At 74.4% G+C, this 21865-nt stretch carries 18 protein-coding genes; 10 read left to right on the top strand and 8 right to left on the bottom strand.

Features of this window, described 5'->3' with window-relative positions:
- Positions 1-29 precede the first annotated feature (29 nt).
- Entirely contained in the window at positions 30-2210 is a 2181-nt protein-coding gene (gene malQ, locus ACFT5B_RS03430; protein ID WP_386796578.1) for a 4-alpha-glucanotransferase, read from the top strand.
- 24 nt (positions 2211-2234) lie between these two features.
- Here malQ and pepN read toward each other — a convergent pair whose 3' ends face one another.
- The gene (gene pepN / locus ACFT5B_RS03425; RefSeq protein WP_386796577.1) at positions 2235-4805 is read right to left on the bottom strand and encodes an aminopeptidase N; all 2571 of its coding nucleotides are present in this window, start codon (positions 4803-4805) and stop codon (positions 2235-2237) included.
- 581 nt (positions 4806-5386) lie between these two features.
- Between pepN and ACFT5B_RS03420 the strand changes: the two genes are divergently transcribed.
- Together ACFT5B_RS03420 and ACFT5B_RS03415 are read left to right on the top strand one after the other, a co-directional pair.
- A complete protein-coding gene (locus ACFT5B_RS03420; protein ID WP_386796576.1) occupies positions 5387-6010 on the top strand; it encodes a DsbA family protein in 624 nt (207 codons plus the stop codon).
- A 126-nt stretch (positions 6011-6136) separates the two neighbouring features.
- Entirely contained in the window at positions 6137-7303 is a 1167-nt protein-coding gene (locus ACFT5B_RS03415) for a hypothetical protein (protein WP_386796575.1), read from the top strand.
- A 72-nt stretch (positions 7304-7375) separates the two neighbouring features.
- Here ACFT5B_RS03415 and ACFT5B_RS03410 read toward each other — a convergent pair whose 3' ends face one another.
- Complete coding sequence (locus ACFT5B_RS03410; protein ID WP_386796574.1) at positions 7376-9409, bottom strand: M13 family metallopeptidase; 2034 nt, start codon at positions 9407-9409, stop codon at positions 7376-7378.
- A gap of 77 nt (positions 9410-9486) precedes the next feature.
- On the opposite strand from ACFT5B_RS03410, the gene ACFT5B_RS03405 reads away from it, so the two are divergent.
- Both ACFT5B_RS03405 and ACFT5B_RS03400 read left to right on the top strand, forming a co-directional pair.
- Entirely contained in the window at positions 9487-9942 is a 456-nt protein-coding gene (locus ACFT5B_RS03405) for a ribose-5-phosphate isomerase (protein ID WP_386796573.1), read from the top strand.
- 9 nt (positions 9943-9951) lie between these two features.
- Positions 9952-11046 (top strand): Fpg/Nei family DNA glycosylase, encoded by a 1095-nt coding sequence (locus ACFT5B_RS03400; RefSeq protein WP_386796572.1) that lies wholly within the window; start codon positions 9952-9954, stop codon positions 11044-11046.
- Between the two features lie 47 nt (positions 11047-11093).
- Here the strand turns inward: ACFT5B_RS03400 and ACFT5B_RS03395 are convergent, their stop codons facing one another.
- Positions 11094-11996, bottom strand: coding sequence for a LysR family transcriptional regulator (locus ACFT5B_RS03395; RefSeq protein WP_386796571.1), 903 nt, complete (start codon positions 11994-11996; stop codon positions 11094-11096).
- 92 nt (positions 11997-12088) lie between these two features.
- Between ACFT5B_RS03395 and ACFT5B_RS03390 the strand changes: the two genes are divergently transcribed.
- From ACFT5B_RS03390 to ACFT5B_RS03380, 3 genes are all read left to right on the top strand, one after another.
- A complete protein-coding gene (locus ACFT5B_RS03390; protein WP_386796570.1) occupies positions 12089-13333 on the top strand; it encodes an MFS transporter in 1245 nt (414 codons plus the stop codon).
- Positions 13334-13412: 79 nt separating this feature from the next.
- On the top strand, positions 13413-14750 hold the full coding sequence (locus tag ACFT5B_RS03385; protein WP_386796569.1) for a GNAT family N-acetyltransferase: 1338 nt from the start codon (positions 13413-13415) through the stop codon (positions 14748-14750).
- Between the two features lie 4 nt (positions 14751-14754).
- Entirely contained in the window at positions 14755-15579 is an 825-nt protein-coding gene (locus tag ACFT5B_RS03380) for a methyltransferase domain-containing protein (protein ID WP_386796568.1), read from the top strand.
- Here ACFT5B_RS03380 and ACFT5B_RS03375 read toward each other — a convergent pair.
- Positions 15507-16916, bottom strand: a complete 1410-nt coding sequence (locus ACFT5B_RS03375; RefSeq protein ID WP_386796567.1) for a permease prefix domain 1-containing protein — start codon at positions 16914-16916, stop codon at positions 15507-15509. The two genes, ACFT5B_RS03380 and ACFT5B_RS03375, sit on opposite strands and share 73 nt — an antisense overlap.
- A complete protein-coding gene (locus tag ACFT5B_RS03370) occupies positions 16913-17275 on the bottom strand; it encodes a PadR family transcriptional regulator (RefSeq protein WP_386796566.1) in 363 nt (120 codons plus the stop codon). The genes ACFT5B_RS03375 and ACFT5B_RS03370 overlap by 4 nt, the downstream gene beginning before the upstream one ends.
- 106 nt (positions 17276-17381) lie before the next feature.
- On the opposite strand from ACFT5B_RS03370, the gene ACFT5B_RS03365 reads away from it, so the two are divergent.
- Both ACFT5B_RS03365 and ACFT5B_RS03360 read left to right on the top strand, forming a co-directional pair.
- Entirely contained in the window at positions 17382-17711 is a 330-nt protein-coding gene (locus ACFT5B_RS03365) for an MGMT family protein (RefSeq protein WP_386796565.1), read from the top strand.
- A 17-nt stretch (positions 17712-17728) separates the two neighbouring features.
- Complete coding sequence (locus ACFT5B_RS03360) at positions 17729-19246, top strand: M81 family metallopeptidase (RefSeq protein ID WP_386796564.1); 1518 nt, start codon at positions 17729-17731, stop codon at positions 19244-19246.
- Between the two features lie 26 nt (positions 19247-19272).
- Here the strand turns inward: ACFT5B_RS03360 and ACFT5B_RS03355 are convergent, their stop codons facing one another.
- The 3 genes from ACFT5B_RS03355 to ACFT5B_RS03345 form a co-directional block, all read right to left on the bottom strand.
- The gene (locus ACFT5B_RS03355; protein ID WP_386796563.1) at positions 19273-20331 is read right to left on the bottom strand and encodes an LLM class F420-dependent oxidoreductase; all 1059 of its coding nucleotides are present in this window, start codon (positions 20329-20331) and stop codon (positions 19273-19275) included.
- A 76-nt stretch (positions 20332-20407) separates the two neighbouring features.
- Positions 20408-21451 (bottom strand): DUF1648 domain-containing protein, encoded by a 1044-nt coding sequence (locus ACFT5B_RS03350; protein ID WP_386796562.1) that lies wholly within the window; start codon positions 21449-21451, stop codon positions 20408-20410.
- Positions 21448-21804 carry a GntR family transcriptional regulator gene (locus ACFT5B_RS03345; RefSeq protein WP_386796561.1) on the bottom strand — a complete coding sequence of 119 codons (357 nt, stop codon included), beginning with the start codon at positions 21802-21804 and terminating at the stop codon, positions 21448-21450. Before ACFT5B_RS03345 ends, ACFT5B_RS03350 begins: the two co-directional genes overlap by 4 nt.
- Between the last annotated feature and the right edge of the window lie 61 nt (positions 21805-21865).

The raw sequence follows: 21865 nt of genomic DNA, 5'->3' as shown, positions 1-21865 counted from the left end.
CCCAGGGTAGTTGCCGACCACGCCGGGCCATGTCAGGGCAGGTCGGCGCCCGTTCTGGCAGGATCGCAAGAGTGAGCGACTCCACGACCCCCGCCCCGGCCCCTCTGCGCGAGCTCGCGGAGGCCTACGGGGTGGCGTCGGAGTACTGGAGCTTCTTCGGCGAGCGGGTCGTGGTCCCCGACGAGACCCTCCGCGCGGTGCTCGGCGCTCTCGGCGTGCCGGCGACGACGCCCGACCTCGTGCGCGTGCACCTCGCCCACCGCAAGGACGACCCGTGGCGGCGGATGCTGCCCGCCTCCGTCGTCGCCCGCCAGGGCCGCACGACGCCGTTCCCCGTCCACGTGGACCACGGCGAGCCCGTCGAGGTGTGGGTCGAGCTCGAGGACGGCGGCCGCCTCGACCCGGCGCAGGTCGACCGCCTGGTCGAGCCGCGGACGGTCGACGGGCGGCTCGTCGGCGAGGCCACGTTCGAGATCCCGACGGACGCGCCGCTCGGCTGGCACACGCTGCACGCGACGAGCGGGAGCCGCACGGCGCACGCGACGCTCGTCGTGACCCCCGACCGCCTGCACCTGCCCGACCTCGGCGACGACGGCCGGGCCTGGGGCCTCATGGCCCAGCTCTACTCCGTCCGCTCGCGGCAGTCGTGGGGTGTCGGCGACCTCGCCGACCTCGCCGACCTGGCGTGGCTCGCCGCCCGTCGCGAGGGCGCGGACTTCGTCCTCGTGAACCCGCTGCACGCCGCCGAGCCCAGCGCGCCCCTCACGCCGTCGCCCTACCTGCCGACGACGCGGCGGTTCGTCCACCCGCTCTACGTGCGGGTCGAGGACGTCCGCGAGACGGCGTACCTGTCGGCGGCCGACCGCTCGCTCGTCGAGTGGTCGTTCGACACGGTGCGCGACCTCGACACCGACCCCGGCCCGATCGACCGCGACACGGCCTGGAGCGCCAAGCGCTCGGCGCTGGAGGTCGTGTTCGCCCAGCCCCGTTCGGCGGCGCGCGACGCGGCGCTCGCCCAGTTCCGCGCCGACCAGGGGCGCGGGCTGGAGGACTTCGCGCTGTGGTGCGCGCTCGTCGACCACTTCGGCCCGACGGACTGGCCCGAGGAGGCGGAGGACCCGTCGAGCCCGCTCGTCACCCGGCTGCGCCGCGAGCTCGTCGACCAGGTCGACTTCTGGTGCTGGCTCCAGTGGGTCGCCGACGAGCAGCTCGCGCACGCGCAGGAGCAGGCGGTGGGCGGGGGGATGCGGATCGGCGTCATGCACGACCTCGCGGTCGGCGTGCACCCGTTCGGTGCGGACCGGTGGGCCCAGCGCACCGCGCTCGCGTCCGGGGTCGGTGTCGGCGCACCCCCCGACATGTACAACCAGCAGGGGCAGAACTGGTCGCAGCCGCCGTGGAACCCGCTCGAGCTCGAGCGCCTCGGCTACGCGCCCTACCGCGACATGCTGCGCGGCGTCCTGCGGCACGCGGGCGGGCTTCGCGTCGACCACATCCTCGGCCTGTTCCGGATGTGGTGGGTGCCGGACGGCATGACGCCCGACCAGGGCACGTACGTGCGCTTCGACCACGAGGCGCTCGTCGGCATCCTGTGCCTCGAGGCGCATCGTGCCGGCGCGCTCGTCGTGGGGGAGGACCTCGGCACCGTCGAGCCGTGGATCCGCGACTACCTGGCCGAGCGGGGCGTCCTCGGCACGTCCGTGCTCTGGTTCGAGAAGGCCGACGACGGCACGCCCCGCGAGCCCCAGGACTACCGGGCCGCGACCCTCACGAGCGTCACGACGCACGATCTGCCGCCCACGGCCGGCTACCTCGCCGGCGAGCACGTCGAGCTGCGCGACCGCCTCGGGCTCCTGACGGAGCCCGCCGAGGAGGTGCGCCGCGACGCGCGCCGCGAGCGCGAGGCGATGGTCCGGACGCTCCGGGCGCACGGTCTGGTCGACGACGACCCGTCGGAGCGCGAGCTCGTCGAGGCGCTGCACCGGTACGTCGCGGAGAGCCCCGCGGTGCTCGTCGGTGTCTCGCTCGCCGACGCGACGGGGGAGCGGCGCGCCCAGAACCAGCCCGGCACCGACCAGGAGTACCCGAACTGGAAGGTGCCGCTCGGCGACGCGTCGGGCCGTCCCGTCCTGCTCGACGACCTCTTCGACTCCGCCCGCCTGCAGTCGCTGCTGCGGGTCGTGGACGACGCCGTCCACCCGGAGGACTGAGCCCCCGGGCGGACGGCCGCGACCTCAGGCGCGGGCGTCAGCCGCCTGCGCCGCGAGCGAGCGCTCGGTCGCCGCGAGGTTCTCCGTGACGAGGCGGCGCAGCGCGGGCGGCGCGTCGACGTTCGCGTCGAGCCAGGCCTTCCCGGCGTCGCGGAGCGCCGCGTTCGCGAGCGGAGCCGGGTACAGGCCGTGGATGATCTGGTCGGCCATGTGGTAGCTGCGCTGCGTCCACAGGGGGACGAGCGCGGCGAAGTACGGCTCGACGAGGCCCTCGAGGACGGTCGGGTCCGTGACGTGCGTGAACCCGAGGCCCGTCGCGCGGACGATCGCGTTCGGCGCGTCGGCGCTGTCGACGAGGCGGTCGAACGCGGCGCGCTTCGCCTCGGCCGTCGGCGTCGCCGCGGTCGCACGCGCCGCGGCCTGCTGGCCGTTCGCCGTGTTGTCCGACCCGAGCGCCGCGTCGATCTCCGCCTGGTCCGCCCGGCCCGTCACGACGAGGCCCTCCAGCAGCTCCCAGCGCAGGTCCGTGTCGATCTCCAGGCCGTCGAGGCGCGTGGTGCCGTCGAGGAGGGCGCGCAGCACGTCCGCGTGCGCGTCCGTGCCCGCGACGTTCGCGAACGACTTCACGAACTGGAACTGCGCGTCCGAGCCCGCCTCCGCAGCCTGTGCGAGCTCCCACAGGGCGTCGCCCACGTGCACGAGCGTCTCCGCGCGCCGCTCCGGCGCCACGTACGACGACGCCGCCAGCGCGAGCTGTCCGAGCGTCGTCCGGATCGTGGTCGACTCCGTCTCCGTGGCGATGTTGCCGAGGACGAGGCGCACGTAGTCGCTCGCCGGCATCTCGCCGTCGCGCGTCGCGTCCCACGCGCTGCCCCACACGAGCGAGCGGGCCAGCGGGTCCTCGATCTTCGCGAGGTGCTCGATCGCCGTCGCCAGCGACACCTCGTCGAGGCGGATCTTCGCGTACGCGAGGTCGTCGTCGTTCACGAGGATCAGGTCGGGGCGGGCGACGCCCACGAGCTCGGGGACGTCGGTGCGCTCGCCGTCGACGTCGAGCTCGACGCGGTGGGTGCGCACCAGCTTCTGCTCGTCGCCCTCGCCCACCAGGTCGTAGAAGCCCACCGCCAGACGGTGCGGGCGCAGCGTGTCGTGGTCGGCGGGCGCCGTCTGCACGATCACGAGCTCGGAGACCACGCCGCCCACCGACGACTCGACCTCCGGGCGCAGCGTGTTCACCCCCGCCGTCTCGAGCCAGAGGCCCGACCAGCCCGACAGGTCGCGGCCGCTCGTCGCCTCGAGCTCGACCAGCAGGTCGCGCAGCTCGGTGTTGCCGTGCGCGTGCTTGCGGAAGTAGCTGCCGACGCCCGCGAAGAAGGCGTCCACGCCCACCCACGCGACGAGCTGCTTGAGCACCGACGCGCCCTTGGCGTACGTGATGCCGTCGAAGTTGACCTGCACGTCCTCGAGGTCGTTGATCGTCGCCACGATCGGGTGCGTCGACGGGAGCTGGTCCTGCCGGTACGCCCACGTCTTCTCCATGGCGTTGAACGTCGTCCAGGCGCCCGTCCACTCCGTCGCCTCCGCCGTGGCGATCGTCGAGGCCCACTCCGCGAACGACTCGTTCAGCCACAGGTCGTTCCACCACTTCATGGTGACCAGGTCGCCGAACCACATGTGCGCCAGCTCGTGGAGGATCGTGACGACGCGCCGCTCCTTCACGGCGTCCGTCACCTTCGAACGGAACACGTACGTCTCCGTGAACGTCACCGCGCCCGCGTTCTCCATCGCGCCCGCGTTGAACTCCGGCACGAACAGCTGGTCGTACTTCGCGAACGGGTAGGCGACCCCGAACTTGCCCTCGTAGTACGCGAAGCCCTCACGCGTCTTGTCGAACACGTAGTCCGCGTCCAGGTAGGGCGCGAGCGACTTGCGCGCGTACACCCCGAGCGGGATCGTTCGGCCGTCCGCGCTGGTCAGCTCGCTGTGCTCCGACACGTACGGGCCCGCCACGAGCGCCGTGATGTACGAGGAGATGACAGGAGTCGGCTCGAACGCCCAGGTGGACGCGTCGTCGCGGCCGTCACCCGCCGGAGTCGGCTCCGGCGTGGGGGAGTTGCTCACCACCGCCCACGACGACGGCGCCGTCACCGTGAACGCGAACGTCGCCTTCAGGTCGGGCTGCTCGAAGACCGCGAACATGCGCCGCGAGTCCGGCACCTCGAACTGCGAGTACAGGTACACCTCGCCGTCCGCCGGGTCGACGAACCGGTGCAGACCCTCGCCCGTGTTCGTGTACGCGCAGTCCGCGTCGACGACGAGCTCGTTGCTCGCCTCCAGGTCGTCCAGCGCGATCCGCGAGTCCGCGAACACGGACGCCGGGTCCAGGGTGCGGCCGTTCAGCGTGACCGCGTGCACCGTCGGCGCCACCAGGTCCACGAACGTGCTCGCACCCGGCGTCGCGTCGAAACGGATCGTCGTCGTCGATCGGAACGTCGTCGGACCGGTCGTCAGGTCCAGGACCACGTCGTACGAGCGGGTCCGGACCACCCCCGCGCGCTCCGTAGCTTCGACACGGGTGAGGTTCGCTCCGGGCACGGACGACTCCTTCGTAGCAAGCGGTCGGGTCGCGCGCGGGCCGGGTACGGTGCGCGCGAGCGGCGCGGCGTGTGGGCCGCGGCCACGGTCGATCATCCCACGCTGCCCGCGTCGTGACCGAGGGGATTCGCGCTGTCGTCCTGCGCCGTGCTCGCCGAGTGCGACGCGGGTGTTCGCCGAGTGCGACGCCCGCGGGGTCGGGTGCGCGGGCGGGTGCGGTGAGGTGGTTCGGGCTGTCGTGCTTCGGCCCTGGGGGCCGTGCGCACTCCTTGACGCCCTTCACCACCCCCCCGCACCCACCCGCTCGACCGTCGTCCCGCCCGTCCGCCCGCGTCGAGCATGCGATCAGCCACGTCGGACCGCGGCGACCATGGTGATGCCCACATCCTCGGCGCCCAGAAGGTGGGCACACCCATGGTCGACACCTGAGTCCGTGGCAGATCGCATGGTCGGCGCCGGGATCGCGACCCTGCGTCGCGCTCGGCGGGCCGTCGGAATAGGCGAGCGCCGAGCCGGTGTTGCGAGCGCACGGCGGCGCCGCGCCGCGATGAACTGCACATCCACTCAGCGAGGAGCACGCCGTGACCCCGACCGACGACGCGACGACCACCACCGCCGACTTCTGGTTCGACCCCGTGTGCCCGTGGGCATGGATGACGAGCCGGTGGATGGGTGAGGTCGAGCAGGTTCGCGACGTCACGGTGCGCTGGCACGTCATGAGCCTCGCCGTCCTCAACGAGGGCCGTGACCTCCCGGAGAGCTACCGCGAGCTCATGGACAAGGCGTGGGGGCCGGTGCGCGTCGTGATCGCGGCGCAGGCGGAGCACGGCGACGACGTCGTGAAGCCTCTCTACGACGCCATCGGCGCGCGGATCCACCCGGGTGCTCGCAAGGACTACGACGCCGTCGTCCGGGAGGCGCTCGCGGAGGTCGGGCTCCCCGCGTCGCTCGCCGACGCCGCTTCCACCGATGCGTACGACGACCGTCTCCGCACGTCTCACGCGGACGGGATCTCCCGCGTCGGCGAGGACGTGGGGACGCCCGTCGTCGCCTTCGGTGAGGTCGCGTTCTTCGGGCCCGTCGTGACGCCGGCCCCGAAGGGCGAAGCCGCAGGTCGGCTGTGGGACGGCGCCGTGCTCGTGGCGTCGACGCCCGGTTTCTTCGAGCTCAAGCGCACGCGCACGCAGGGGCCTGTTTTCGACTGATCCGCACGAAGTACCCCACCCGTCGACGCACCACCGGTCGGTCCTACTTGTCCGGTAGCGACCATTTGGCGTCGACGGGTGGTCGCATGTCATGCTGCCCGGTGACCCCGCCAGGAAGGAGCGTGGATGTCGGGCACCGACCCCACCACCCCGCACCCGACCGAGTCCGGCGCACCCGGCCAGCAGCCCGTCGGGCAGCCGGCCTCGATCGTGCCGACACGGAGCCCCGCGCCCGCCGTGCACGTCGGAGGGCCCGACCAGGCCGCGCCCGACGACGCACCCACGAGCCTGATGCCGGCCCTCACCGTGCCGGCGCCCGCGCCGCCCGCCTACGAGCCGGCTGACGCCACACGCGTCGCCGCGCCCGTGCAGCAGCAGGCACCGGCAGGTGGCATGGACGCCACCCAGTACCTGCCCCCGGCGACGCCGCAGGCCGCGGCGACCGCGACAGGCGGTGCGGCCCCCACGCGCACGCCGTCGTACGCCACGCGCCGACAGCTCGGGACGCCTCCGGGCGGCCCGTACGGCGGGCTCTACGCCGGGCCGCTCCCGCTGCCCGATCCGCAGGCGCAGGCCGATCCCGAGGCCACCCAGGTCGCGACGCAGGCGGCGGTCCCGCCGCCACCGCCCGCTCCGGCGCCGCAACCGGTCGCTCAGCCGGACGTCGTCCCTGCGCCTCCGGTGAGCCGTCCGGCGTACGCGGGAGGTCCTTCGCAGACCTCCGGAGTGCAGCACACCGGGCAGCGCACGGAAACCGGCCGGAGCGGCGGGGGCCTCGGCCGGGTCGAGCCTCGGGTCGCGGTCCTCGGCGGGATCGTCGGGGTGCTCGTCGTCGTCGCCGTCGTGCTGGGCTTCACGCTGTTCGGCGGGTCCGACTCGCCCACCGTCGTCCCAGCGTCGGCGGCCGCCAAGGCGAGCGCCGGGACCGCGGACGCGCCGGCCGTCACGGAGCGCTTCGCGTCCCCGAGCCGCAACATCGCCTGCACCGTGACCTCGGCCGAGGCCACGTGCTCGATCGCGAACCTCGCGAAGAAGCCGGCGCCGGTCGACGGGTGCGACGGGACCGTCGGCTACGTCGCCAAGGTCGCCTCCGACGGGACGGTCACGACCCCCTGCGTCGCGCACCGCGACAAGCCGCACGCGGCACCGAAGTCGGAGCACGTCCTGAGCTACGGCGAGTCGGTGTCCGTCGGGAACCTGGCGTGCACGAGCTCCGAGACGGGCGTGCGGTGCCTCGACAAGTCGACGGGGAAGGGCTTCACGATCGCGCGCGCCGGTATCGGCGGCGTCTGACACGCTCCCGCGCCCCGGCTCGAGCGCCGGAACGGGCCCGCGACGAGATCGTCGCGGGCCCGTTCTGTGCGGTCACCAGATGCGGACGCGCTCCGTGGGGTCGAGGTAGAGGCCGTCGCCCGGCTGGGCGCCGAACGCCTCGTAGAACTCGTCGATGTTCCGCACGACTCCGTTGCAGCGGAACTCGTCGGGTGAGTGGGGGTCCATCGACAGCCGCCGCCTGACCTCCTCGTCGCGTCCCTTGGTGCGCCACGCCTGCGCCCAGCCGAGGAACACGCGCTGCAGCGCGGTCAGCCCGTCGATGACGGGGGCCTCGTCGAGCGAGCCGTCCGCACGGCCCGTGGTCGCGATCCGGTAGGCGGTGATCGCGATGGACAGCCCGCCGAGGTCGCCGATGTTCTCGCCGATCGTCAGGCCGCCGTTGACGTGAGGTCCGTCGGGGCCGAGCTGCTGGGGCACGAACGCGTCGTACTGGGCGATCAGCGCCGACGTCCGCTTCTCGAACTCCGCGCGGTCGGCGTCGGTCCACCAGTTCTCGAGCCGGCCCGCGCCGTCGTACTTGGAGCCCTGGTCGTCGAAGCCGTGCCCGATCTCGTGCCCGATGACGGCGCCGATCCCGCCGTAGTTGACGGCGTCGTCGGCCTCGGGGTCGAAGAACGGAGGGCGCAGGATCGCGGCCGGGAAGACGATCTCGTTCATGCCCGGGTTGTAGTACGCGTTGACGGTCTGCGGGGTCATGAACCACTCGTCGCGGTCGATCGGCTTCCCGATCTTGTGCAGCTCGCGGTCCTGCTCGAACGCGTTCGCCCGACGGACGTTCCCGACGAGGTCGTCGCGCTCGACGACGAGCGTCGCGTAGTCGCGCCACCGCACCGGGTAGCCGATCTTCGGGGTGAACGCGTCGAGCTTCGCGAGGGCCTTGGCCCGCGTCTCTTCGCTCATCCAGTCGAGCCCGGAGATCGACGCGCGGTACGCCTCGACGAGGTGCTCGACGAGCTCGTCCATGCGGGCCTTGTGCGCGGGCGGGAAGTGCCGCTCGACGTACACCTTGCCGACGGCCTCGCCGAGCGCTCCCTGCACGAGCGAGACGCCGCGCTTCCAGCGGTCGCGGACCTGCTCGGTGCCCTGGAGCACGCGGCCGTAGAACGAGAAGTTCTCCTGCACGAACGCGTCGGACAGGTACGGCGCGCGAGCGGAGGCGACGTGGAACGCCGCCCACAGCTTCCAGTCCTCGAGCGGGGCGTCCTGCCACACGGACGCGAAGCCCTCGAGGTAGCTGGGCTCGCGGACCACGAGCCGGTCGAAGGCGCCCGCGGGGACCTCGAGCGCGCGCGCCCAGGCGTCCCAGTCGAACCCGGGGACGTCGGCGGCGAGCTGGGCCCAGCCGGTCGCGTTGTACGTGAGGTCGGCGTCGCGGTCCTTGACGACGTCCCAGTGGTGCGACGCGAGCCGCGTCTCGAGCGCGAGCACCCGCGAGCCCGCGTCCGCACGGGCGGCCTCGTCCGGGTTGGTGCCGAGCCAGCCCGCCAGGGCGAGCAGCCGCCCGACGTGCGCCGCGTACTGCGCGCGGATCTCCGCGTACTGGTCCTCGCGGTAGTAGGCCTCGTCGGGCAGGCCGAGGCCGGACTGCATGAGGTGGACGACGTACCGCTCCGGGTCCTTGGCGTCGTTGTCGACGAAGAACGCGACGGCCGACAGCGCGCCGGTGCGCTGCAGGGCGCCGAGCGCACCGGTGAGCTCGGCCTGCGTCGTCGCCTCGGCGACGAGGTCGAGGTCGGTGCGGAGCGGGGTGCCCCCGAGGCCCTCGACGGTCTCGGTGTCCATGAAGGCGGCGAACAGGTCGCCGACCTTGCGCTCCTCCGCGGAGCCGGCGCCGCCGTCCGCGGACGCGCTCGCCGCGCTCTCGATGATCTCGCGGACCTGCTCCTCGGCGTCGTCGAACAGGCGCCGGAACGTGCCGTCCACGGCGCGGTCCGGCGGGATCCGGTGGGACGCGATCCAGCGTCCGTTGACGTGGCGGTACAGGTCGTCCTGGGGGCGGGTGGCGGGGTCCAGCCCGTCGAGCTCGATGCCCGACTGTGCCTCGCCCGTGGTGTCGGTCGTCATGCGCACACGCTATGCCACCGTCCGACGCGAACGGACCCCCCGGCGCGAGGTCGCCGCGGTGCGGCATGATGAGTTCCATGCGCGTCCACATCGCCTCCGACCACGCCGGATACGAGCTCAAGTCCTATCTCGTCGCCCACCTCCAGGCAGGCGGCCACGACGTCGTCGACCACGGCGCCCACGGGTACGACCGCGAGGACGACTACCCGTCGTTCTGCATCGAGGCCGGCGAGGCCGTCGTCGCCGACCCGGGCAGCCTCGGCGTCGTGATCGGCGGGTCGGGCAACGGCGAGCAGATCGCCGCGAACAAGGTCGCGGGCGTGCGCGCCGCGCTCGCCTGGAACACCGCGACCGCGGAGCTCGGCCGCCAGCACAACGACGCGAACGTCATCGCGGTCGGCGCACGCCAGCACACGGTCGAGGAGGCCACGGGCTTCGTCGACACGTTCCTCGCCACCCCGTTCTCGGGCGACGAGCGCCACGCGCGCCGGATCGGCCAGCTGGCCGACTACGAGGCCGTCCGCCGGGCGTAGGGAACCGACGTGCCCGAGGGTCACACCGTCCACCGGCTCGCGCGCGCCCTGACGGACCTGTTCGCGGGGCAGCGGCTGGTCGTCACGAGCCCGCAGGGACGGTTCGCGGGTGGTGCAGCCCTCCTCGACGGCCGCGTCCTGGCGGGAGCGAGCGCGTGGGGCAAGCAGCTCTTCGTCGACTTCGTCCCCGCCGACGGCGCCGCGACCGCGCCCGACGACGTCCGGGTCCTGCGGGTGCACCTCGGGCTGTACGGCGCGTGGACGTTCGCGGGCGACGGGAGCGCCGTCGTCGTGCACGCGATCGGCGCGCCGCGGCGGCGGATCGGCGAGACCGAGACCGTGCCGCGCGGCGCGGACGAGCCGGTCCCGCTGCCGCGCGGCGACGCGTCACCCGCCTCGGCCTCGGGCCCGGAGGGTGACGTCGGGATCGCCGGCTCGCCTGACGAGGACGCGGGCACCGACTGGGTGCCGCCCGCGCCCCGGGGTGCGGTGCGGGTGCGGTTGCGGGGCGTCCACGCCGTCGCGGACCTCACCGCGCCGACGACGTGCGAGGTGCTCAGCCCGGACGAGGCGCGGGCCGTCGTCGCCGGGCTCGGGCCCGACCCGATCCGCTGGGGCGACGCGGTGCGCGCAGGCGCCGAGCCCGAACCGCACGACGACCCCGAGCGGTTCGTGGACGCCGTCCGACGCTCCCGGACGCCCGTGGGCACACGGCTCATGGACCAGTCCGTCGTCGCGGGGGTCGGCAACATCTACCGGGCCGAGGTGCTGTACCGGGCGCGCCTCGACCCGTACCGGCCCGGGAGCTCGGTCCCGGCCGAGGACCTGCGCGCGCTGTGGGACGACCTGACCGCGCTCATGCTCGACGGCGTCCAGACGGGCGCGATCGTCACGACGCTTCCCGAGGACCGCGTCCCGGGCGGGTCGACCGGACGCCACCGGGTGCGCCAGAACAGCGACGCCGTGCCCGGTGCGGTGCCCTCCGACGCGTCGTTCTACGTCTACCACCGCGAGGGTCTGCCCTGTCGGGTCTGCGGGAACCCCGTGCTCGTGCGCGAGGTGGCCGGACGGAACCTGTACTGGTGCGCGACGTGCCAGCACTGACCTGAGGTTCGCCGCCGGGCACGGTCGCGCGCTCAGGCGGCCCTCACTCAACCTGCCGCGAGCCCGGCCTGAGCCGACCGGTCGCGGAGCAGGTCGAGCAGCCGTGCCGTCGCGGGCTGGTCGCGGGCGTGCCGAGGGGCCACGACGTGCAGCGACCACTCGAGACGTGGCTCGAGCTCGACCGCGACGACACCCGGCGCGTCGACCGTGCCCATCCGCGGGACGACGGCGACGCCGAGCCCGGCGCGGACGTAGGCCGGCACGGTCGCGAGGTCGGCGACCTCGGTCCGCACGGTGCGCACGAGGTCGGCGGCCGCGAAGGCGCGGTCGAGCCGGACCCGGTGGCCGAACCCTTCCGGGGTGTCGACGAACGGCTCGTCGGCGAGCTCCGCGAGGCCCACGGCGCGGCGCTCGGCGAGCGGATGCCCGGCGGGGAGGAGCGCCACGAAACGGGTGCGCACGAGCTCGACGACCTCGAGCCCGACGAGGTCCTCGACCGGCAGCCCGACGAACGCCACGTCGATCCGGGCGCGCGCGAGGTCCTCGAGGAGTCCCGTCGAGCCTGCGGGGGAGGTGAGGAGCCGCAGCCCCACGAGGGGGTGGGCGCGATGGAAGTCGCCGAAGAGGTCCGGCAGGTCGAGGTCGCCGACGTTGCTGATCATCCCCACCCGGACGCGGCCACGCAGGCCCGCGGCGGACTCGGCCGCGACCGTGCGCACGCGGTCGATCGCCGCGATCGCGTCGCGCGCCTCGACGAGCACCGACTCGCCGACGGCGGTGAGGGCGACGCGGCGCGTCGAGCGGTCGAAGAGGGTCGCTCCGAGCTCGTGCTCGAGCGCCTGGACCGCAGCGGACACCGTCGACTGGGCGGCGTAGAGGCGCTGGGCGGCGCGCGTGAAGCTGAGCTCCTCGGCGACTGCCTCGAAGATCTCGAGCTGGCGGACGTCCACGGTGCCATCGTGACATATCAATCGGGGATTCCGATGACTGAGTGCAAAAATCGTCGTTGGACATGATGAGTCGAGGGACGCAGGATCGAGCCATGACCGCGACCACCACCTCCCGCCCGGGCTCCACGGCTCCGGCCGCAGCCCCGTCCCCCGCTCCCACGGCCTCGCGGATCGGACACCACGCCGGCTTCTGGGTCGTGGCCGGCGCGTTCCTGCTCGCGATGGCCTTCTCGACCGTCCCGACACCCCTCTACCCGCTGTACCAGGCGCGCGACGGCTTCGCGACGGCCATGGTCACCGTCGTCTTCGCGACCTACGCGGTGGGCGTGATGGCGGCCCTGTACCTCGTCGGTCACGTCTCGGACTGGGTGGGCCGCAAGCCCGTGCTCGTCGCATCGCTGGTGGCGGAGCTCGTCGCCGCGGTCGTGTTCCTCGTGTGGGAGGACACCGCAGGGCTGATCGTCGCGCGGTTCGTGTGCGGGCTCGGGATCGGGGCCCTCACCGCCACGGCCACGGCCCACCTGGGCGAGCTCGGCGAGGTCACGGGCCGCGGTCGCACCGCGGGGACGGTCGCGACGGTCGTCAACCTCGGCGGGCTCGCGCTCGGCCCGCTCGTCGGCGGCCTGCTCGCGCAGTACGTCGCCGGGCCGCTCGTCACGCCGTACGTGGTGTTCGCCGTCCTCCTCGCCGCGGCGCTCGTCGCGGTCGTCCTCGTGCCCGAGACCGCGGTGCTGCCGCCGGAGCGTCCGGCCTACCGCCCGCAGCGCGTGTCGCTCCCGCGGGCGGCTCGCGCGCCGTTCGCGGTCGCCGCGGCGGGCGCGGCCGCCGCGTTCAGCGTCCTCGGCTTCTTCACCTCGCTCACGGCGTCGTTCGCGGCCGGGACGCTCCACGTGACGTCGCACCTCGCCGCGGGTGCCATCGTCTTCGGGGTGATGGGGGCCGCCGCGGCCTCGCAGCTCGTGTTCGCCCGGGTCGGCGCGCGCACCCAGGTCGTGCTCGGCGGCGCGCTCATGGTCGTGGGGCTCGCGCTCGTCGCGGTGAGCGGGCCCGCGCTCTCGCTCGCGCTGTTCGTGGGCGGCGGCGTCGTCGCCGGCGCCGGGCAGGGGCTCGTCTTCCGGTCCGCGATCGGCGTCGCCCTCGGGTCGGCCGCCCCCGAGAACCGGGGCGAGGTCCTGGCCGCGATGTTCCTCGTCGCGTACGCAGGGCTCACGCTCCCCGTGGTCGCGGTCGGGGTGGCGCTCACGCACGCCGGCGCGCCGGCGGTCCTGTGCGTCTTCGCGCTGGTCGTGCTCGTCGCCGTGGCGACGTCGAGCACGCTCATGCTGCGCCGACGCTGACGGCGGCCGGCGGAGGACGGACCGGCTCGGCGCCGCAAACCCCGTGCGGCGCCGGGCGTCGTCTGCCAGAGTCGGGCCCATGCCCCGTTCCACGCGCGCCTCCCTGCCCGACGGCTACGGCTTCCAGCAGCTCTCGCCGGACGACCTGCGGGACGTCGTCACGCTCGACACGTGGGCGTTCCCCACGGGCAAGGACGTCGACGCCCTCGCGGCCGAGCCGTCGCCGCTCAGCTGGGACCGCGTCGTCGGGGTGGCGGCCGAGAGCGACGACCCCGACGCGGTACCCGTGGACGGCGCGGTGCCCGTCCGCAGCGAGCTCGTCGCGATGCACGCGTCGTACCCGTTCGCGCGGTTCCCCGTCCCGGGCGGCACGGTTCCCGTGTCGGGCCTGACCTGGGTCGGCGTGCACCCGGCGCACCGCCGCCGCGGCATCCTGAGCGCGATGATCGACGAGCACTTCCGGCGCTCGCTGGTGCGGCGCGAGCCGGTGTCGGTGCTGTTCGCCGCGGAGCCCGCGATCTACGGCCGGTTCGGGTACGGGAAGGCCGCCGACGACCTGCGGGTCACGGTCCCGCGCAAGGCCGCGCTCCGCGACGTCCCCGGCGCCTCCGAGCACACCGTCCGGATCGAGACGAGCGACGTCGACCGGCACGCCGCGCTCGTCGAGGACCTGCACGAGCGCGCCGGTGCGGACGTCGGCGGCTCCGGCCTCAACCGTCCGGGCTGGGTCGGGCGCGAGACCCCCGAGCTCCAGCGGTACTTCTGGGCCGACACCCCGCTGCGCCGCGACGGGCGGGAGCCCGAGCGGATCGTCATCGTCGAGCGCGACGGCGAGCCCCGCGGCTACACGACGTTCCGCCGCAAGCTCGACTGGGAGCTGCAGGGCCCGCGCGGGCGCGTCAGCGGGGGCGAGGTCGTGGCGCTCGACGCCGCCGCGGCCCGTGCGCTGTGGGACGTCCTGCTCGACCTCGACCTCACCGACGACGTCCACCCGTTCATGATCCCGACGGACGACGTCGTCGCGCAGTGGCTCGTCGACCGCCGCAAGGCGACGCCGACGCTCTTCGACAACCTGTGGGTACGGATCCTCGACGTGCCGTCCGCGCTCGCCGCGCGGCAGTACGCCGCGGACGTGGACGTCGTCCTCGGGGTGCACGACGCGCGGCTCGGGGGGAACACCGGGAGCTGGCGCCTGCGGGCGCGCGCGTTCTCGGGGGGAGCCGAGGTGGTCCGCACCGACGAGCCCGCCGACCTCACGCTCGACGTGCGCGAGCTCGGCGCGGCCTACCTGGGCGGCGAGACGCTCGTCGCGATGGCGTCGGCGGGGCTCGTCGCGGGCCACCGTCCCGGCGCGCTCGCCCGCGCCTCGGCGGCGTTCGCGTGGCCGGTCGCGCCCTGCTCGAGCTGGGTGTTCTGAGCCGGTGCGCCCCTACGACGAGCTCGTCGCGGAGGCCACCGCCGCCTCCGTGGACGGCTGGGACTTCTCCTGGCTCGACGGTCGCGCCACCGAGGAGAGGCCGAGCTGGGGCTACGCGGGGCGCCTCGCCACGGCGTGGCACGCAGCGCGGTCCGCGCTCGACCTGCAGACGGGCGGCGGCGAGGTGCTCGCGACCGCGGCACCGTTCCCGCCCGTCGCCGTCGCGACCGAGGGCTGGCCGCCCAACGCGGCGCGCGCGACGCGGCTGCTGCACCCCCTGGGCTGCGCTGTCGTGACCGTGGACGACGGCGCAGCGCTCCCGTTCGCGGACGGCGCGTTCGAGCTCGTCACCAGCCGGCACCCGGTCGAGCCGCCGTGGTCCGAGATCGCGCGGGTCCTCGAGCCCGGCGGCACCTACCTCGCGCAGCACGTCGGTCCGGCGAGCGGGTTCGAGCTCATCGAGGCGCTCCTGGGTCCGCTCGACGAGGCGCACCGCCGCGGGCGCGACCCGCTCGCGGAGGCCGCCGAGGCGCGCTCCGCCGGGCTCGAGGTCACCGAGCTACGGACCGAACGGCTCCGGATCGAGATCCTCGACGTCGGCGCGGTCGTCTACCTGTTGCGCAAGCTGGTCTGGTGGGTGCCCGGCTTCACCGCCCGGCGCTACGACGACGCGCTCCGCGCTCTCGACGCCCGCATCCGGCGCGACGGGCCGTTCGTCGCGCACTCGAGCCGGACGCTCGTCGTCGCCGTCCGCCGTCACTCGAAGCCGAAGAGCGGACCGAAGACCACCACGACCAGCGCCGCCCAGGCCGCGAAGACCGGCAGGTAGGCCGTCTGCCAGCGCTCGAGCGCGCCCGCCCGCACGGTGCCCCGGAGGAACGCGAGCTGGAGCCAGCCGGCGCGGAGCAGGTTGACGAGGAGCACGACGTTCAGCCCGAGCGCGGCGACCTTGTTGGGGCTCGCGCCGTACTCCGCGGTCCGGGAGACCATGGCGGCGAGCATCACCGCGTCGGTCAGCAGCGCGACCGTGACGAGCCCGAGCTGGAGCCGGTCGAACGCTCCGGGCCGGGCCGCGGGCTCGCGGGCGGAGATCACGTAGAGCAGGAGCCCCAGGACCAGCACGAGGAGCACGTCGACGAGGATCAGCAGGCCGCGGTCGACGTCGGCCCCGTCCCAGCGTGCGAGCGTCGCGACGAGCAGCGCGAGCGTGACCAGGGTCGCGAGCGGCGTGAACACGCGCGCGAGCACCGGCGCCACGTTCTCCACGACGGCCTGCTTGGCCTCGACGAGCCACGCGGCGACGACGACCGCGCCGGCGGCGCCGCACGGGACGAGCCAGCCGGTGACGAATCCCGTGGCGTCGAGCCCGAGCGCCGCGAAGCCCGCGACCACGATCCCCGTGAGCGCGCCGCCGCCTAGGGCGATCAGCGCGTAGTAGACGACCCACTCTCCCGTGAACCGCACGAAGTCCATGCGGCGCCCGCTCGAGCGCCAGTCGCCCCCCGCGTACGCGACGCCCACGAGGGCCCAGAGAGCCACCGGTAGGTGGATGGCGGTGAGGACGACCGTGGAGCCGAGGGCGTCGAACGGGTAGACGTTCGCCACCGCGACGAGCACGAGGAACGGAGCGACGAGGAGGCGGAGCGTGTCCGGCCGGCTCATCCGGCGGTCCAGCGCGAGGTACGCGCCGAGGAACGGCAGCACGAGCGCGGGCGCGTTCAGGAGGTAGAACGTGAGGTCGTCGTCCGAGCCGTCGACGAACGGGACGCCGAGGAGGCTCGGCAGCTTGAGCACCAGCGCGGCGGCGGCCGCGAGGAGGAGCGCGCGGACCAGCGTCCGGCGGCGGGTCCCGGGGCGCTCGGAGCCCGAGGACGCGCCGTCCCACAGCACGAGCTGCTTCCACAGCCGTTCGGAGTGCTCGCGCGCGAACTCGCGGGAGACGTCGTCGATCGCACCCAGACGGCCGACCGCGACCAGGAAGGCCTCCCGCTCGCTCAGGCCTGAGGCGGCGAGGTCCGCGACCTGCGCTCTCAGGTGGTCCTCGAGCTCGTCGGCGTCGGCGGCGTCGACGGCTCGCGCACGTGCGAGGTAGCGGCGCCAGGCGTCGATCTGCTCCTCGAGGCTGCCGGTGGGCAGCGCCGCGTCGCCGCGCACGGCGGCGCTCATGCCCGGGCCTCGGCGGGCGGGAGCGTCGGGGTCACGGCGTCGAGGACCCGGTCGAGCGCGGCGCTGACCACCTGCCACTGGGTGCGTCGCTCGGCGAGCTCGGCGCGACCGTCCGCCGTGATCGCGTAGACCTTGCGCCGGCGACCGGTCGGCGCCGAGAGCCACGACGCCTCGACGTACCCGAGCCGCTCGAGGCGGTGGAGCAGGGGGTACAGCATGCCGTCCGACCAGGTCATCCGGCCGTCGGAGAGCTCGGCGACGCGCCCCAGGATCGCGTAGCCGTACGTCTCTCCCTCGGCCAGGATGCCGAGCACGAGGGGCGCCGCCGCAGCGGCCACCAGGTCCTTCTCGATGCGCATCGTCTCCCTCTCCGGTGCATACCTTGCACCTCGAGGTAAGGATACCTAGAAGTGCAAGGGTCGGATCGCGGCCGGCCCGGCGTCGCCGACCTCGTAGGCTGCCAGCGTGGACGACGCCTACCTCGACGCGGTGCTGTCGGTCGTCGAACGGGTCCCGCGCGGGCGCGCGACGACGTACGGCCTCATCGCCGAGTACCTGCGGGACCACTCCGACCCGGCCCTCGGCGTCCGGGACCGCGGCGGCCCGCGCCAGGTCGGCACCGTGCTGTCGCGCGCCGGCGGCGACGTGCCCTGGTGGCGCGTCGTCAACGCGACCGGGACCCCGCCCGCCCGCCACCGCGTCCGCGCGCTCGACGCCCTGCGCGCCGAGGGCTGCCCGCTCACCGCCGACGGCGCACGCGTCCGCCTGCGCGACGCCGTCTGGCTCCCCGACTGACGGAAGGACCAGCTTCCGTGACCACCCGCCGCCCCGCGATCGCGATCGCCGGCCTCGGCATCGAGTCGAGCACGTTCTCGCCCGCACGCACCGAGGCGCCGGCGTTCCACCCGGCCCGTGGTGCGGAGATCCTCGCGCGCTACGCCACGTTCCTGGGGCAGGGCACGCCGCTCCGCGAGGCCGCGGACTGGCGACCCGTGCTCGTGGGGAAGGCGCTGCCCGGCGGCGTCGTCACCCGCCAGGCCTTCGAGGCGCTCGCGGGCGAGATCGTCGCGGGGCTGGCCCGCGTGGCCGAGGACGCCCCGCTCGACGGGCTCTGGTACGACGTCCACGGAGCGATGACCGTCGAGGGCCTCGACGACGCCGAGGCGGTGCTGCTGCGCCGGATCCGCGACGTGGTCGGGACGGACGTCCTGGTCTCGACCACGATGGACCTGCACGGGAACGTGAGCCGCGACCTCGTCCACCTCACGGACCTCATCACCTGCTACCGCACGGCCCCGCACGAGGACCACCTCGAGACCAAGGAGCGCGGTGCACGGAACCTCGTCGAGCGGCTCGCGTCGGGGGCGGGGCGCCCGCTCAGGGCGTGGGTCCCGGTGCCCGTCCTGCTGCCGGGGGAGATGACGTCCACGCGCGTCGACCCGGCCCGGCGCGTCTACGGGCAGGTGCCCGAGGTCGAGGCCGAGCCGGGTGTGCTCGACGCGGCGGTCTGGGTGGGGTACGCGTGGGCCGACGAACCCCGCAACCGGGCTGCGGTCGTGGTGACGGGCGACGACGAGGCGGCCGTCACGCGGGGCGCCGAGCGGCTCGCGACGGCGTACTGGGATGCGCGCGACGAGTTCGCGTTCGTGGCGCCGACGGGGACGCTCGCGGAGTGCGTCGCGGCCGCGCTCGCGTCCGAGCGGCGCCCGTTCTTCGTCAGCGACAGCGGCGACAACCCGACGGCGGGCGGCGCGGGCGACGTGACCTGGACCCTCGCCCGGCTCCTGGAGGACCCGGCGCTGCGGGACCCGGGGCGCACCGTGATCTACGCGTCGCTGCCCGCCCCCGAGGCGGTCGACGTCGCGCTCCGGGCGGGTGTCGGCGCCGCGGTCACGGTGACCGCGGGAGCCGCGGTCGACGCCGTGCACGAGGGCCCGGTGACCTTCACGGGCGTCGTGCACAGCGTCCGGACGGGAGACCGCGACGCCGAGGCCGAGGTCGTCGTGCGCGTCGGGGGCCTGCACGTGATCCTCACGCGGCTGCGCAAGCCGTACCACCTCGAGCGTGACTTCACGGCGCTCGACCTCGACCCCCGTGCTGCCGACGTCGTCGTGGTGAAGATCGGCTACCTCGAGCCGGAGCTGTACGCGGTGGCGGCCGACTGGATGCTCGCGCTCACGCCCGGTGGCGTGGACCAGGACCTCGCCCGGCTCGGCCATCGCCGGATCCGGCGACCCATGGCGCCGTTCGACCGGGCCGAGGCCGAGCCCGACCTGCGGGCTCGCCTGGTGCCCCCGGCCGACGAGCCGCTGCTCGGCCCGGACGAGTAGCGGCCGCCGGCCCGGTCGGCGTCCGGCTAGCGCTCGAGCAGGCCGGTCGCGGCCGCCGCGCCCACGACGGTGCGGACGGCGGCGGCGTCGGCCTGGAGCAGCATCGTCGTGACGGCGCTCGCTTCCCAGCGCGGCAGCTCGGCGGCGATCTTCTCGGCCGGTCCGACGAGCGCGACGTCCTCGACGAGGGCGGTCGGGACAGCCTTCGCGGCCTCGTCCTTGCGGCCCGCGAGGTAGAGGTCCTGGATCTCGTCGCACGCGTCGGAGTAGCCGAGCATGTCGACGGCGTTGCGGTGGAAGTTCGCCCCCTTGGCGCCCATCCCGCCCACGTAGAGCGCGATCCAGGGGCGCAGGCGGTCGGCCGCGCGCTCGACGTCGTCGTCGACGCTCACGGGGACGCTCGCCGCGACCTCGAAGCGGTCGGCGGGGGCGAGGTCGTCCGCCCGGACGGCGAAGCCCTCGGCGAGGAAGCCGCGGAACATCGCGTCGAGCCGGGGCGCGTAGAAGACCGGGAGCCAGCCGTCGCAGATCTCCGCGGCGAGCGCGATGTTCTTCGGGCCCTCGGCGGCGAGCAGGATCGGCAGGTCGGCGCGGAGCGGGTGCACGGTGGGCCGCAGCGGCTTCCCGAGACCCGTCCCGCCCTTGTCGGCCGGCAGCGGGAGCTGGAAGAACTCGCCGTCGAGCGTCACGGGCGCGCCGCGCCGCAGCACCTGCCGGACGACGTCCACGTACTCACGGGTCCGCGCCAGGGGGCGGCGGTAGGGCTGCCCGTACCAGCCCTCGACGACCTGCGGGCCCGAGGCCCCGAGCCCCAGGACGAACCGGCCACCGGAGAGGTGGTCGAGCGTGAGGGCCTGCATCGCGGTGGCGGTGGGCGTGCGCGCGGACATCTGGGCGATCGCGGTGCCGAGCCGGAGGTTCCGGGTCTGCGAACCCCACCAGGCGAGCGGGGTGAACGCGTCCGACCCGTACGCCTCGGCGGTCCAGACCGAGTCGATGCCGAGCCGGTCGGCCTCGACGATCGCCTCCTGCACGCCCGCGGGCGGCCCGGCGGACCAGTAGCCGGTGGTGATGCCGAAGCGCATGGGGTCTCCTCCGCGTCGAGGTCGTGCGCGAGCCGCGCAACTTCCTGAGACCGTCCGTCTCAGGTAGTTGCGCACTCTACCGTGCGGTCCGCGCGCGTTCGGCCATCGTGTTGAGGAGCGCCGCCGCGTCCGCCGCGTCGTCGACCGTGACGACCAGGCGCCGGCCGCCGGTCCGCGTGACCTCGAGCGCCTCGCCCGCCCGCACGACGACGCCCGTCCGGCCCTCGCGCCCGAGCCGCCACCCGTAGCCGCCGTACTCGCGCAGCGGCCGTACCTGGACGACGTCGGCCCGCTCGACCTCGTCGGCCGGGACGGTGGTGCGGGGCCACCCGAAGCTCGACCGGACCGTCAGGCCGTCGGCCGACACGCGGACGTGGAACGACGCCATCGTGAGCAGCAGGGCGGTGAGGGCCACCGCGACCACCAGCAGGAACCAGAGCTGCACGGCGACCGCGACCGCGACCAGCAGGATCGTCGTCCCGAGGACGATCGCCGGCAGCGCCCGCCCCGACGCGCGGCCGACCCAGGCCGCGCGCTCGTCCCTGCCGAGCGTCGCCCGTGGCGCGTCGGCGTCGAGGCCGCCGGTAGCCGGCAGCGGCGGGTCCGGGTGCACGAGGAGCGCCGCGGCGGCGGCGGGGAGCAACGGCCCGAGGACGGCCACGAGGGTCACGCCCGCGATCGACCCGGCGTCGTGCGCGTCCGTGAGCCCCCGCTGCTGGTCGAGCATCCCGACGAGCGCCAGCGCGATCAGGCCCGCCATCCAGACCGTCGCCGCCGCCATGGTGCGGCGTGTCGAGGCGGCGCGACCCCAGAACCAGGTGATCGCGGCGAACACCACGACGCACAGGGCGCCGATCCCGAGCCCCACGCCGACCGCGGCGCCGACCGACGAGAAGTCGTCCGGTCCGCCGCTGCTGCTCCAGTGCACCGCGACCGGGTCGGGCAGCTCGTCCGTCCAGGACGCCGCCACGAGCGCGGCGGCGACGAGGAGCGCGAGCGAGACGCCGCCGCTCCAGAGCGCGGTCGCGCGGGCGTGCCGTCGCCAGACGTCCGGGGCGGGGGCAGCGTCGGGGCGGAGGTTCGGGGCCGGGTACGGGTCCGGACGGGGGGTCGTCGTCATCGCTGGAACGCCTCCTGGACGAGCGTGGTGGTGGTGGTGGCCGAGAGGTGGGCGTCGCGCGCGGCGCGGACGAGCGCCGCGACGGCGTCCTGGACGGCGTCGAGCTCGGCGGGCGGGCGCCCGGCGACGACGGCGCCGCGTCCGCGACGGAGCTCGACGAGCCCCTCGTCGCGCAGCTCCTGGTACGCGTGGAGCACGGTGTGCATGTTGACGTCGAGCGCGTCGGCGAGCTCGCGGGCGGCGGGGAGCCGCTCGCCGGGCTCGAGCTCGCCGCGGAGCACCGCGAGGCGGGCCTGGGCGGCGAGCTGGGCGAACAGGGGCTCACCGCTCGTGACGTCGAGTCGGAAGATCACACCACCACTCTAGTAGTTCTATGACTACTAGAACAACCACGCCCGCGCTGAGTGCGTACTT

It is taken from the genome of Luteimicrobium sp. NPDC057192 (assembly GCF_042670205.1).
In the GTDB taxonomy this organism is placed as follows: domain Bacteria; phylum Actinomycetota; class Actinomycetes; order Actinomycetales; family Cellulomonadaceae; genus Luteimicrobium.
Note: the sequence above shows the minus strand (reverse complement) of the source record. Positions and strands in the feature narration are given on the sequence as shown.